Source organism: Streptomyces tubercidicus, from assembly GCF_027497495.1.
GTDB classification, from domain to species: domain Bacteria; phylum Actinomycetota; class Actinomycetes; order Streptomycetales; family Streptomycetaceae; genus Streptomyces; species Streptomyces tubercidicus.
This window is the reverse complement of the sequence record NZ_CP114205.1, coordinates 7,705,819-7,721,019: the sequence shown is the minus strand read 5'-3', so window position 1 is coordinate 7,721,019 and position 15,201 is coordinate 7,705,819. Positions and strand designations below refer to the sequence as shown.

The window sequence follows — 15,201 nt, the reverse complement described above, 5'->3', positions numbered from 1 at the left end:
CTCTAAGAGAACCCCTAGACGACTCATTCCAGCGTCCAGGTGGGTACTCGTGGGCGATGAGTGGCCTGGTCAGGGGTTGGGTTGGCGCCAGAGGTACGGGCCTGCGGACGCGCACCGGCTCCGGCGGTGCCTCAGTGGGCCGCCGGAGCCGGTGCGCGGGCGCTCAGCCCGTCATGATCCGTCGCTCAGCCCGTCATGATCCGCCGAGTTCCTGCTCGATGAAGTCGAACAGCTCGTCGTCCGACGCCTGCTCCAGCCGGCTCTCCAGCCCCGCGTCCGGATCCTCCGGGAGGCTGTCGAGCCGGTCCATGAGCCCCTGCAGCCGGGTGCGCAGCGCGGCCCTGGATGCCGTGTCGTCCATGAGGCGCTCGGTCTGTGCCTGCCATGCGTCGAGCGAGCCGGGTTCGGCGCCGCCGTCGGCCGACCGCTGTGCCACCTCGGTTGCCAGCCTGTCGAGCAGGTGGTCGGCGAGGCCGCCCGGTTCCGGGTAGTCGAACAGCAGGGTCGCGGGCAGCCTGGTCCCGGTCACGGCCGTGAGACGGTTACGCAGCTCGACGGCGGTCAGCGAGTCGAAGCCCAGATCCAGGAAGCCGCGCTCGGGGTCGATCGCGTCGGCCGAGGTATGGCCCAGGACCAGCGCTGCGTGGCCCAGGACGGCATCGAGCACCGCCTGGCGCCGTTCCGTCTCCGGCAGCGCGGCGAGCCGGGCGCCGAGCTGTTCGGCTTCGGCGGCAGGCGCGGCGGCCGGTGCGCCGTCCGAGGGCCGGGGCCGCGAACCGGCCAACGACCGCAGCAAGGGCGGCACTTCACCGGCCGCGGACCGCAACGCCGCCGGATCGAGCCGCGCCGGGACGAGGAAGGGCTCATCCGAGGCGAGTGCGGCATCGAGCAGTGCCAGCGCCTGGTCCGACGGCATCGGGCGCACCCCGCCCCTGGCCATCCGGTGGAGGTCGGCGTCGTCCAGCTTGGTGGTCATCCCGCTGCGTTCGGCCCACAGGCCCCAGGCGAGGGAGACGGCAGAACGGCCCGCTGCCCGCCGGGCGTGGGCGAAGGCGTCGAGGAACGCGTTGGCCGCCGCGTAGTTGCCCTGTCCGACCCCGCCGAAGGTCCCGGCAAGCGAGGAGAACAGCACGAACGCGCTCAGGTCGAGATCGCGGGTCAGCTCGTCCAGATGGAGTACGGCGTCCGCCTTGGCCCGGAGCACGGTGTCCATACGGTCCGGAGTCAGCGAACCGAGTACCCCGTCATCGAGGACACCCGCGGTGTGGATCACCGCGGTGAGCGGACGTTCGGCGGATACGGAGGCCAGCAGCCGGGCGGTGTCGTCCCGGTCTGCGAGATCACAGGCGGCGATTTCGACCTCCGCGCCCATCTCGCGCAGCTCCTTCTCCAGTTCGGGCATCCCGTCCGCCAGCCGCCCGCGACGGCTGGCCAGCAGCAGACCGCGTACGCCGTGGGCCGCCACCAGATGACGGGCGACGAGCCGGCCGAGCATGCCGCCGCCCCCGGTGATCAGCACCGTGCCGTCGGCACCAAGTCCCCTGAGCGGCTGGGCCGTTCGGGCCCGTACCAGTCGCGGCACCCGGGCCTCGCCCGCACGCAGGGCGATCTCGGGTTCCCCGGTCGCCAGTGCGGCGGGCAGCGCGGTCGCGGACGGTGTCGTGCCGTCGTGGTCGAGCAGGGCGAAGCGGTCCGGGTTCTCGGCCTTGGCGGTGCGGATGAGTCCCCAGACGGCGGACTGCGCCAGTCCGGGAACCGCCGCACCGGCCCGGTCGGCCACCGCGTCACGGGTGCACAGGACCAGCCGCGAGGCACTGAACCGCTCGTCGCGGAGCCAGTCCTGTGCCAGTTCCAGCGCGTGGTGTACGGCCCGGCGGGTGGCCTCTGCCTGTTCGCCCTCGGCCGGCGGGCAGCCGACCATGACCGTGGCGGGCACCTCGGCCCCGGCGTCGACGGCCGCGGCCAGCGCGGCCAGATCCGGGTACGGGGCGCCGCGGCCACCGGGAACCTGAGGCACGTCCCTTCCAATGACCGCATACGGCTCGGCCGGCTGGCCGCTCAAGGGCAGCTCCGCCCAGTCCATCCGGTACAGATCGGCCGGCCTCGGCCCGGCGGCGGCCAGCTGTGCGGGATCGACCGGCCGCAGGACGAGTGCCGGTATCGCGGCGAGCGGGGCGCCCGACGCATCCGCCAGTTGCACGCCATAGGTGTCATCGGCCTGTCGGACGAGACGGACCCGCAGGGTGTCGGGGTTCGCCGCCCCGGTGGCGGTGACTGCCCGGAAGCTGAAGGGCAGCACGGCCCGTTCGGTGTCGGGTGCGGCCAGTGCGACGGTGTGCAGGGCGGCGTCCAGCAGCGCCGGATGCAGCACGAAGCCGGTGTCGCGGTACTGCTCGGGCAGAGCTACCTCAGCGAAGACCTCGTCCCCCCGGCGCCAGGCGGCACGCAGACCACGGAAGGCCGGTCCGTAGGCGAAGCCGTTCGCGGCGGTGCGCTCGTACAGGTCGGAGATATCGAGGGAGTCGGCGCCGGGCGGGGGCCAGGCGGTGAGGTCGGCGGATGTGCTGGTCCCGGACGTGTCAGCCCCTGCTGCACCGGTCCCGGACGCGCCGGTCTCGGACGTGCCGGTTCCGGGCAGGCCGTCGGCGAGGGTGCCTTCGGCGTGCCGGGTCCACGGCTGCTCCTCGTCGTCCGTGCCGGCCACGGGCCGCGAGTGCACGGACAGCGGGCGGCGGCCCGACCCGTCCGCCTCCCCGACGGTGAGCTGAAGCTGCACCGTGCCGTCGTCCGGGACCACCAGCGGTGCCTGCAGGGTGAGTTCCTCCAGATGACCGGCGCCGGTACGTGCGCATGCCTGGAGTGCCAGTTCCAGGAATCCGGTGCCGGGGAACAGCAGCGTGCCGTCCAGTGCGTGGTCGGCCAGCCACGGCTGTCGTCCCGCCGAGAGCAGCCCGGTGTACAGGGCGCCGCCGGATCCGGCGAGCGGTACGGCCGCGCCGAGCAGCGGGTGCCCCGCCGCCAGCCCCACGGCGGAGACGTCCGACGAGTCGGTGGCGGCCGCCAGCCAGTACCGCTGCCGCTGGAACGGGTAGGTCGGCAGCGGCACCCGCCGGGCACCCGAGGGCGCCAAGCAGCGCTCCCAGTCCGGGCCGTGGCCCTGGACGTGCAGCTGGGCGAGGGCGCCGGTGAGCGACTCCGGTTCGTCGGTGTCCCGGCGCAGCAGCGCGCCGAGGAAGATCCCGTCCCCTGTGGTCAGGCACTCGTCCGCCATGGCGGTCAGCACCCCGGACCCGAGGTCGAGGAGGGTGCGCGCGCCCAGCTCTTCCAGGGCGCGGGCACCGTCGTGGAAGCGGACCGCCTGCCGCACGTGGCGCACCCAGTAGTCGGGGCTGCACAGCTCCTCGGCCGTGGCCGTACGGCCCGTGAGGTTCGACACGACGGGTATGGCGGGCGGCCGGTAGCTCAACTCCTCTGCCAACGAGGCGAATTCATCGAGCATCGGGTCCATGTGAGCCGAGTGGAAGGCATGACTGACCCGCAGCCGCTTGGTCCGGTGGCCCGCGGCGGCCAGCTGTCCGGTGACCTCGGTGACGGCGTCCTCGTCACCGCTCAGGACGGTGGCGGCCGGTCCGTTGACCGCGGCGACGGTGACCCTTCCCTCGTACGGTGCGAGCAGCGGCAGTACGTCCTCCTCCGCCGCATGGACGGACACCATGGCGCCGCCGCCCGGCAGGGCCTGCATCAGCCGGCCGCGGGCGGCGACCAGACGGCAGGCGTCCGCCAGGGAGAACACCCCGGCGGCATGGGCGGCGGCCAGTTCTCCGATCGAGTGGCCGAGCAGCAGGTCCGGGTGTACCCCGTAGCTTTCGAGCAGCCGGAACAGGGCGACTTCGAGGGCGAACAGACCGGCCTGGGTGTAGACGGTCCGGTCGAGGAGTTCCGCGTCGGGTGTGCCGGGCTCGGCGAACAGCACCTCGCGCAGCGGCCGGTCGAGGTGGCCGTCCAGGTGTGCGCAGACCGCGTCCAGGGCGTCGGCGAAGGCGTCATGGGTCGCGTAGAGGCGCCGTCCGGTCCCGGCGCGCTGTGATCCCTGCCCCGGGAAGAGGAAGGCCAGCTTTCCGGGGCGGGCCCGGCCGACGGTGACCCGTGGGTGCTCCTGGCCTTCCGCCAACGCCGCGAGTGCCGCGGTCAGTTCGCCGGTGTCCCGGCCGAGGAGGGCCGCCCGGTCCTCGAACCCGGTCCGCGAGGTGGCCAGGGACAGCGCGATATCGGCGGGGGTGAGCTCGGGGTGACGGGCGAGGTGTTCCGCCAGCCGCCGGGCCTGGTCCCGCAGGGCCGGGGTGCCCCGGGCGGACAGCAGCCAGGGCACCACGGCCGTCGGCGCATCATCGGTCTCCGGCCGCCGGTCCTGAGGCGTGATCCCCGACTCGGCATCCACCGGCCGGGGCTCCTCCAGGATCACATGCGCGTTGGTCCCGCTGATGCCGAAGGCGGAGACGCCTCCCCGGCGCGGTGCGTCGCCCGGTGTCCACTCCTGCGGTTCGCTCAGCAGCCGTACGTGCCCCGCCGACCAGTCGATATGCGGTGAGGGCTGCGCGGCGTGGAGGGTGCGCGGCAGCACTCCGTGCCGCATCGCCTGCACCATCTTGATGACTCCGGCGACACCGGCCGCGGCCTGGGTGTGGCCGATGTTCGACTTGACCGAGCCGAGCCACAACGGGCGTTCCGCAGGCCGCTCCTGGCCGTAGGTGGCGAGGATGGCCTGCGCCTCGATGGGGTCGCCGAGCCGGGTGCCGGTGCCGTGCGCTTCGACGGCGTCGATATCGCCCGTGGAGAGCCCTGCGGTCGCCAACGCCTGCTGGATGACGCGCTGTTGGGCCGGGCCGTTGGGTGCGGTCAGACCGTTGGAGGCGCCGTCCTGGTTGACGGCCGTGCCCTTGACGACGGCCAGCACCGGATGTCCGCGCCGACGCGCCTCGGACAGCCGCTCCAGCAGCACCACACCGACGCCCTCGGCCCACCCGGCGCCGTCGGCATCCGCCGAGAACGCCTTGCAGCGGCCGTCGGGGGCGAGCGCCCGTTGCCTGCTGAATTCGATGAAGGTCTGAGGCGTCGAAATCACCGTCACACCGGCCGCCAGCGCGAGTGTGCATTCACCGGACCGCAGCGCCTGGCCCGCCAGATGCAGGGCGACCAGCGACGACGAACACGCCGTGTCCACCGTGACGGCCGGCCCCTCCAGCCCGAGGGTGTAGGCGATACGGCCGGAGGCGACGCTGCTCGCGCTGCCCGTCGCCAGATGCCCCTCCATGCCCTCCGGGGCGGTGTGCGCACGGGAGCCGTAGTCGTTGTAGTTCGAACCGACGAACACGCCTGCTGCCGTGCCGCGGAGCGTCTCCGGGTCGATGCCGGCCCGTTCGATCGCTTCCCAGGAGGTCTCCAGGAGGAGCCGCTGCTGGGGGTCGATCGCGACGGCCTCACGCGGCGAGATCCCGAAGAATGCCGGGTCGAAGTGGTCGGCGTCGTAGAGGAATCCGCCGTCGCGGGCGTAGAAGGTGCCCGGCTTGTCGGGGTCCGGGTCGTAGAGCCGCTCGATGTCCCAGCCGCGGTTGGTGGGGAAGCCCGAGACGGCGTCGGTGCCCTCGTCGAGCAGCCGCCACAGCTCTTCGGGCGAGTCGGCCCGGCCCGGGTAGCGGCAGCTCATGCCGACGATGACGACCGGATCGTCGTCCACCGGAGTGGCAGGGGCCGCCGGAGCCGTACTCTCCGGCAGCGCGCCGAAGAGCCCGTCGTGGAGGAACGCCGTGAGGGCGGCCGCCGTCGGATGGTCGAAGACGAGGGTGACCGGCAGCCGCAGGCCGGTCGCCTCGGCAAGCCGGTTGCGCAGCTCAACGGCGGTCAGCGAGTCATAGCCCAGCTCGCGGAATGCCCGGTCGGCGGGGATCGCGTCGGGCTGGTCGTAGCCCAGGACGGCGGCGGCCGCGGCCCGTACGTCGTCCAGTAGCGCCGCGCGCCGCTCCCCCGGGGCGAGTTCCCGCAGCTGGACGACGAGCGGCGCGGCATCGCCACGCACCTCGGTCTCCTGGGTGCCCTCGCCGGCCGACGCCTGGACCTCGGGCAGCTCACTCACCGCGGCGACCCGCCGGGCCGTGGCCTTGCGCCAGTCGACATCCGCGACGACCAGGAACGTCTCGTCCCGGTCCAGCGCCTCCTGGAGTGCGGAGACCGCCAGTTCGGGGTCCATCGGCGGTACTCCGTCGCGGCGGAGCCGCTGTGCCAGTTCCTCTCCCACCAGACCGCCGCCGCCCCAGGCTCCCCAGGCGATCGAGGTCGCGGGCAGGCCGTCGGCGCGGCGCCGCAGGGCCAGCGCGTCCAGACAGGCGTTGGCCGCCGCGTAACTGCCCTGTCCGGGGCCGCCGAGCGTGCCCGCCATGGAGGAGAACAGAATGAACGCCGACAGGTCCAGATGCCGGGTCGCCTCATGGAGGGCGAACGCGGCCCCCGCCTTCGGCTCCCACACGGCCTCGGCCCGGTCCTGGGTGAGCTGGTCGATCAGCCCGTCGTCAAGGACTCCTGCCGTATGCACCACCGCGGTCAGCGGCTGCTCCTCGGGCAGGCTCGCGAGGAGTGCCGTGACCGCCGTCCGGTCGCTGACATCACACGCCCGTACGGTCGCCTGCGCTCCGAGCCCCGCCAACTCCTCGACGAGCGCGGCGGCACCGGGCGCCTCGGGGCCCCTGCGGCTGACGAGTACGAGGTGCTCCGCACCGTTGCGGGCGAGCCAGCGGGCGAGGTGCCCGCCCAACGCGCCCGTCCCCCCGGTGACCAGCACGGTGCCGTGCGGCCGCCAGCCGTCACCGGCCGGCCGGTCCTCCGGGAGCGCCCGCACCATCCGGCGGGTGAAGACTCCGGAACCACGCAACGCCACCTGGTCCTCGCCGGGTCCCTGCGCCAGCAGCGCGACCAGCCGTCGGCCGGCCCGGTCGTCCCACTCGCTCGGCAGGTCGACAAGTCCGCCCCAGCGCTGCGGATACTCGAATGCGGCGATCCGGCCCAGCCCCCACGCCATGGCCTGCGTCGGGTGGTCAAGGTCATCGGCACGGTTCACTGACACCGCGCCACGGGTCGCGCACCACAGGGGCGCGTCGATCCCGGCGTCACCGAGGGCTTGCAGCAGCGAGGTCATCAGGACCAGACCGGTCGGGAGGGTCTCCGCGGAGGTCCACGGCTGCTCGTCCAGGGCAACGAGGGAGAGCACCCCGGAAATCGCCCCGGCTGCCGTCCCTGCCTCGTCGCGCAGTCGGCCCGCCAGTCCTTCCCGGTCGGCGTCCACCGTGCCGACGGTTACGGTCCGGATGTCCGCGACGCCCGACCGGAGTACCCGGATCACGCCCTCGACCAGCGGATCTTCCTCGTGACCGGCGGGGACGACAACCATCCACGTACCGTCAAGACCGGTGCGCTCGGGCTCCGGCTGCGGTCGCCAGACGATCCGGTAGCGCCAGCCGTCGACCGTGCTGCGCTGCTGCTGTCGCTGGTGCCACAGCGACAGCGCGGGCAGGACCTCACGCAGCGCGCCGTCGTCGGACAGCCCGAGCGTTTCGGCGAGGGTGTCCACGTCCTCGCGCTCGATGGTCTCCCAGAATCCGGCGTCGACGAGTCCGGAAGCGGCCGACGCTGCTGCGGGCCGATGTGAGGTGAGCCAGTAGCGGCGGTGTTGGAAGGCGTAGGTGGGCAGGTCCACCAGCTGCGGATGGGGGGCGGCGGCAAAGGCCGGGGACCAGTCGACATCCACGCCGTTCACATACAGCTCGCCGAGGGAGGTGTAAAGCCGCGACAGCCCACCGTCGTCCCGGCGAAGGGTGCCGGTCACCACCGCATCCGCGCCCGCGGCCTCGGCGGTCTCCTGAAGCGGCATCGTCAGCACGGGACGGGGGCTGACCTCTACGAACACCCGGTGATCCGCAGCCAGCAGTTCGCGCACCGCAGGCTCCAGCCGCACGGTCTGCCGCAGGTTGGTGTACCAGTACTCGGCGTCCATCTCCGCCGTGTCCAGCCACTCGCCGGTCACCGTCGAGAAGAACGGCACGGGCGACGTCTGGGGCACGATCGGCGCCAGGACGTCGAGCAACTCCTCGCGGAGGGACTCCACATGTGCCGAATGCGAGGCATAGTCCACGTCTATTCGACGGGCATGGATCTCGCGTTCGCGGCACCGGTCCAGCAGATCTTCCAGCGCGTCCGCGTCACCCGAAACCACTGCGGTGGAGGGGCCGTTGACGGCCGCGACCGAGACTCGGCCATCCCACGGCTCGATCAGCTCCGATACGTCGGATGAGGGCAGGGCCACCGACACCATTCCGCCACGGCCCGACAGGGCGCGGATGGCCTTGCTGCGGAGCGCCACGATCCGGGCGCCGTCCTCCAGGCTCAACGCCCCGGCGACGCAGGCTGCGGCAATCTCCCCCTGACTGTGACCGACCACCGCAGCAGGCTCCACACCATGAGCCCGCCACACTGCCGCCAACGACACCATCACCGCCCACAACACCGGCTGCACCACATCCACCCGGTCCAGACCCGGCGCGCCCTCGCTCCCACGCAGCACCTCGCGCAGCGACCACTCCGTGAACGGCTGCAACGCCGTCTCACACTCCGCGAGCCGATCCGCGAACACCGGGGAGGAATCCAGCAACTCGACCGCCATCCCCGCCCACTGCGAACCCTGCCCCGGGAAGACGAACACCGTCCGGCCCGGGTCACCCTTCGCCGCGACCGCAACCGAGGATGTGTTCAACTCCCGCAGTTTGGCGGTTAGTTCATCGGTATCCGACCCCACGACGACCGCCCGGTGCTCGAACGACGACCGCGACGCCACCAACGACCAACCCACCTCAACCGGCGACCAGCCCGCATCAACCACCCGTGACGCCAACCGCCCCGCCTGCGCCACCAACGCATCAGCAGAACGCCCGGACACCACCCACGGCACGAGCACACCACCAACCGAGCCCGAAGACGACGAAACCGACTCCCCCTCGTCGGCCGACTCAGCTCCCCCAGTCGACTTCGCCCGCTCGGGCTCATCCACCTGCTCGACAATCACATGCGCATTGGTCCCGCTCACACCGAAGGAGGAGACACCGGCCCGACGCGGACGGCCGTCCTCCACCACCCACGCACGAGCCTCGGTCAGCAGCTCCACCGCGCCCGACGACCACTCCACATGCGGCGATGGCTCATCAGCGTGCAGCGTCGCGGGCAACTCCCCGTGGCGTAGCGCCTGCACCATCTTGATGACCCCGGCCATCCCGGATGCCGCCTGGCTGTGCCCGATGTTGGACTTGACCGAACCGAGCCACAGCGGCCGGTCCGCCTCCCGCCCCTGCCCATACGTGGCAAGCAGCGCCTGCGCCTCGATCGGATCACCCAACGACGTCCCCGTACCGTGCGCCTCCACCACATCCACCGCACCGGCCGACACACCCGCATCCGCCAACGCCGCCCGGATCACCCGCTGCTGCGACAGACCATTCGGCGCGGTCAAACCGTTCGACGCACCGTCCTGATTGATCGCCGATCCACGGACAACCGCCAGCACCCGGTGGCCGTTGCGGCGGGCGTCCGAGAGACGTTCCACCAGCAGTACGCCGACGCCCTCGGCCATGCCCATACCGTCGGCCGCCGCCGAGAAGGGCTTGCACCGCCCGTCCCGCGCCAGCCCCCGCTGCCGGCTGAAGCCGACGAGGCCGATCGGTTCACTCATCACCGCCGCGGCTCCGGCGATGGCCAGGGAGCACTCCCCGGAGCGCAGGGCCTGTACGGCCAGATGCAGCGACACCAGCGAGGACGAACAGCCGGTGTCCAGCGTGATCGCGGGGCCTTCGAGTCCGAGTGTGTAGGAGATGCGGCCGGAGGCGATGCTGGTCACCGTTCCGGTGATGAGGTGGCCCTCCAGCCCTTCGGGGGCCTCGCCGTTGCCGTATCCCTGGTGGGCGGCCCCGAAGAAGACGCCCGTGGGGGTGCCCCTCAGCGTTCGGGGGTCTATGCCGCCGCGCTCGATCGCCTCCCAGGTCGTCTCCAGGAGGAGGCGTTGCTGCGGGTCCATGGCGAGGGCCTCGCGCGGGGAGATGCCGAAGAACTCGGCGTCGAAGTCACCGGCTGCGTCGAGGAATCCACCCTCCCGGACGTAGCACGTACCGGTGCGGTCCGGGTCCGGGTCGTAGAGCCCGTCGAGGTCCCAGCCCCGGTCGGCAGGGAACTCCGAGATCGCGTCCGTCCGGTCCCGCACCAGCTGCCACAGGCCCTCGGGCGACTGCACGCCACCCGGGTAGCGGCAGGCCATGGACACGATCGCGATCGGGTCGTCCTCGGCCTGGGCGTCCTCGGCCGGGGCGGCGGGGGCTGTGTGCTGCGGGACGGCGACCGGTACCGGCAGGGCTCCGTCGGCACCGGCCAAGGTCGTGTCCAGATGCCCGGCGAGGGCCTTCACGGTGGGGTGGTCGAAGACCACGGTGGCGGGGAGCTTCAGCCCGGTGGCGGTGTTGAGCCGGTTGCGCAGCTCCACCGCGGTGAGGGAGTCGAAGCCCAGCTCGCGGAAGGCGCGGCCGATCTCGACCTCCGAGGTGTCCTCGTATCCGAGTACCGCCGCGACCTGCTTGCGTACGAGGTCGGAGAGCCGCCGCTCACGTTCGGCGGGCACCAGACCCGCGAGCTGGGAGCGGAGCGACTCGGCCGCGGTCTCGGCGGCATCCGTATCGGCCTCGTCGGCCTCCAGCGCCCGCAGTACCTCGGGGACCTCGTGCAGCAGCGGGCGGCGGTGCGCGGCGGTGAAGACGGGGACGAAGCGTTCCCAGTCGATGTCGGCCACGGCGAGGAAGGTCTCATCGTGGTCGAGCGCCTGCTGGAGTCCGAGTACTGCCAGCTGCGCCGGCATGAACGGGATACCGCGCCAGCGCAGCTGTTCCTGAATCACATCGACGGCCATCCCGCCGCCCTCCGGGCTCCAGATGCCCCAGGCGATCGAGGTGCCCGTCAGACCGCGGGCGCGCCGGTGGGCCGCGAGGGCGTCGACATAGGCGTTCGACGCGGCGTAGGCCCCGTGGTCGCCGCTTCCCCAGGTCCCGGCGACGGACGAGTACAGCACGAACGCGTCCATCCCGTCACGGTCGAAGAGCGCGTCGAGGTTGCGGGCCCCGAGCAGCTTGGCGCGGGCGCCCTCGGCGAACTCTTCCAGCGTGGTGTCGGCGAGCGGCACCAGCAGACCGACTCCGGCGGTGTGCACGACGGAACGGATGGCCGGGCCGTCGGACTCGACCTGGGAGACCAGCTCAGCCAGTGCGTCGGCGTCCGTCACATCGCAGGCGGCCAGGGTGACCCGTGCGCCCAACGCGACCAGTTCGTCCCGCAGTTCGGCCGCGCCGGGGGCGTCCGAGCCGCGTCGGCTGGTCAGCACCAGATGCTCGGCGCCACTGCGGGCGAGCAGTCGGGCGGTGTGTGCACCGAGACCACCGGTACCGCCGGTGACCAGGGCTGTTCCGCTGGTACGCCAGGGGGTGACCGGCGCACCGCCGTCCAGTGGGGCGCGGGTCAGCCGGCGGGTGAGGAGTGCGGAGCCGCGCAGGGCAAGCTGATCCTCGTCCCCGCCCGTGGCGAGGACACCGGTCAGCAGGGCCGCACCACGCTCGTCCAGCTCCGCGGGCAGGTCGACCAGACCGCCCCAGTGCTTCGGGTGCTCCAGGGCGAATACCCGGGCCAGGCCCCAGACCGCCGCCTGGAGCGGGTGCCGCACCGCGTCATCGGCGAACCCGGTGGCGGTGGACTCGGTCGTGAGCAGCCACAGCGGAGCCTCGGCTTCGGTATCGACGAGCGCCTGCATCAGGGCCACGGACTGCACCAGGCCCACGGTGACCTCGGGATGCCCGGTCAGCGGCTGCTCCTCCAGGGCGAGGAAGGAGAGGATGCCACTGGGGGCACCGGCGATGAGCGAGCTTCGCAGCTGGTCGGCCACGGCTCGGCGATCGGTGACCGATGCGTCGAGTATCAGGAGTACGGTCTCGGCGCCGCTCTCCCCGATGCCCTGGAGGGTGGAGCGTACGACGTCGTCATTGAGGTGGGCGGCGGGCACGACGACCAGCCAACGTCCCGCCAACTGACCTGCATCCGGATCGGGTTGGGGTCGCCAGACGATGCGGTAGCGCCAGCTGTCGACCGTGCTCCGCTGCTGCCGACCCTGCCGCCACGACGACAATGCGGGCAACACCTCGCGCAAAGCGCCTGGATCCGACAGCCCCAATGTCGCCGCCAAGCCGTCCAGATCGGCACGCTCCACCGTCTCCCAGAACCGTGCATCCACCGGATCCACAGCACTGTCTACCGACGGCTGCCCGGACTCCAGCCAGTAACGGCGACGCTGGAAGGCGTACGTGGGCAGATCCACCGCCCGGGGCCGATGCCCCACAAAGGCCGGAGACCAGTCCACCTCCACACCCTGCACATACAGCTCACCGAGCGAGGCATAGAGCCGGGCGAGGCCACCGTCGTCACGACGCAAGGTGCCCGTCACCACCGCGTCCGTGCCCTCGGCCTCGGCGGTCTCCTGCACCGGCATCGTCAGCACAGGATGCGGGCTGACCTCCACAAACACCCGATGATCCGCAGCCAGCAGTTCACGTACCGCAGGCTCCAGCCACACCGTCTGCCGCAGGTTCGTGTACCAGTACTCGGCGTCCGTCTCCGCCGTGTCCAGCCAGTCCCCCGTCACCGTCGAAAAGAACGGCACCTCTGCCGGACGAGGCACGACCGGCCCCAGAACCTCAAGCAACTCCTCACGAATCGACTCCACATGCGCCGAATGCGAGGCGTAATCCACATCTATCCGACGAGCACGGACGCCATCCTCCCGACACCTCGCCAGCAACTCATCCAACGCATCCACATCACCCGACACCACCACCGCAGACGGACCATTAACCGCCGCAACCGAAACCCGGCCACCCCACGGCTCCACCAACTCCGCCACCTCGGACGAGGACAGAGCAACAGAGACCATCCCCCCACGACCCGACAACGCACGGATCGCCCTACTACGGAGCGCCACCACCCGAGCGCCGTCCTCCAGGCTCAACGCCCCAGCGACGCAGGCTGCCGCAATCTCCCCCTGACTGTGACCGACCACCGCAGCAGGCTCCACACCATGAGCCCGCCACACCGCCGCCAACGACACCATCACCGCCCACAACACCGGCTGCACCACATCCACCCGGTCCAGACCCGGCGCACCCTCCACCCCACGCAACACCTCACGCAGCGACCAGTCCGTGAACGGCTCCAACGCCGCCTCACACTCCACCAACCGCCCCGCAAACACCGGCGAAGAATCCAGCAACTCCACCGCCATCCCCACCCACTGCGACCCCTGACCAGGGAAAACGAACACCACTTCGGCGTCCCCCGCCAGGTCCCCCGCCTCGCCCACCACTGCACCGGCAGGCGCATCGCCCTCCGCCAGACCACGCAGTCCGGCGACCAGTGCGTCCTGATCGGCGCCCACCACCACGGCCCGGTGCGCAAGAGCCGCACGCGAGGCCACCAGTGCATGCCCGGTGTCCACCGGTGACTGGTCGGCCGTCGCCGCCCAGGACGCCAGTCGGTCCGCCTGCGCCCGAAGGGCCGTCGCGGAGTGCCCGGCGAGCACCCAGGGCAGCGCGGCGGGCGCGGCCTCGGCTGCGGGGGCAGCCACAGTGAGTTGTGCGTCGGCGGGTTCCTCCGCCGGTGCCTGTTCGAGCACGACATGGGCATTGGTGCCGCTGCCGCCGAAGGACGACACTCCGGCCCGCCTGGGTGCGTCGGTCCCGGGCCATGCCGTCTCGTCCGTGAGCAGACGGATGTTCCCCTTCGACCAGTCCACATGCGGTGAGGGCGCGTCGACATGGAGGGTGGCGGGCAGTACGCCATGGCGGATGGCCTGCACCATCTTCATCACTCCGGCGATGCCGGAGGCGGCCTGGGCGTGCCCGATGTTGGACTTGAACGAGCCGAGCCACAGCGGCCGGTCCGCGTCCCGGTCCTTGCCGTACGTGGCCAGCAGCGCCTGAGCCTCGATGGGGTCGCCGAGCGAGGTACCCGTACCGTGCGCCTCCACCGCGTCCACGTCGGTGGGCGACAGACCCGCGTTGGCCAGCGCGGCCCGGATCACCCGCTGCTGCGAAGGACCGTTCGGCGCGGTCAGACCGTTTGACGCGCCGTCCTGGTTGGTGGCGCTGCCGCGGATCACCGCCAGCACCGGATGGCCGTTGCGCCGGGCGTCCGACAGGCGCTCCAGCAGCAGAACGCCCACGCCTTCGCCCCATGCGGTGCCGTCGGCCGCGGCGGCGAACGGCTTGCACCGCCCGTCCCGAGCGAGCCCGCGCTGCCGGCTGAACTCCACGAAGTTCCGTGCCGAGGACATCACGGTCGCTCCGCACGCGAGCGCCATCTCGCACTCTTCGTGCCGCAGGGCCTGGACGGCCAGATGCAGGGCGACCAGCGAGGACGAGCACATGGTGTCGACGGTGACGGCCGGCCCCTCCAGCCCGAAGCTGTACGCGAGCCGCCCGGAGAGGACCGCTGCGGATCCGCCGGTCAGCAGGTGGCCCTCCACGCCCTCCGGGGCGGTGCTGCCGTCGGCGGAAGCGGCATAGCCCTGATTGCTCGATCCGACGAAGACCCCGGCTTCGCTGCCGCGTACCGACGTCGGATCGATGCCCGCACGCTCGAAGACCTCCCAGGAGGTCTCCAGGAGGAGCCGTTGCTGCGGGTCCATGGCGAGGGCCTCGCGCGGGGAAATCTCGAAGAATCCGGCGTCGAATTCCGGGGCGTCGTAGAGGAAGCCGCCCTGGCGGACATAGCTGCTGCCGGCCCGGTCGGGGTCCGGGTCGTACAGCTTGTCCATGTCCCAGCCGCGGTCGGTCGGCATCGGCCCGATGGCGTCGGTGCCTTCGGCCACCAGCTGCCACAGTTCTTCCGGGGAGCGCACTCCTCCCGGAAGACGGCAGGCCATGGCGACGATCGCGATGGGATCGTGCTCCCGCGACTCCACCTCCTGCAGCCTGCGGCGGGTCTGTCGCAGGTCCGTGGTGACCCGCTTGAGGTAGTCGCGGAGCTTGTCCTCGTTGTCCATGTAGCGTCAGCCCTTCAAGAAACCGGCGGTCGGGGTACGTT

General features: G+C 71.7%; 1 protein-coding gene. It reads right to left on the bottom strand.

The window, feature by feature from the left end; genetic code table 11:
* Positions 1-193 precede the first annotated feature (193 nt).
* Positions 194-15,160 (bottom strand): type I polyketide synthase, encoded by a 14,967-nt coding sequence (locus tag STRTU_RS33680; RefSeq protein WP_218039350.1) that lies wholly within the window; start codon positions 15,158-15,160, stop codon positions 194-196.
* Positions 15,161-15,201 lie beyond the last annotated feature (41 nt).

Bases quoted from the DNA above. Each gene is read 5' to 3' on its own strand.
- STRTU_RS33680 (WP_218039350.1), bottom strand. From the start codon at position 15,160: ATGGACAACGAGGACAAGCTCCGCGACTACCTCAAGCGGGTCACCACG.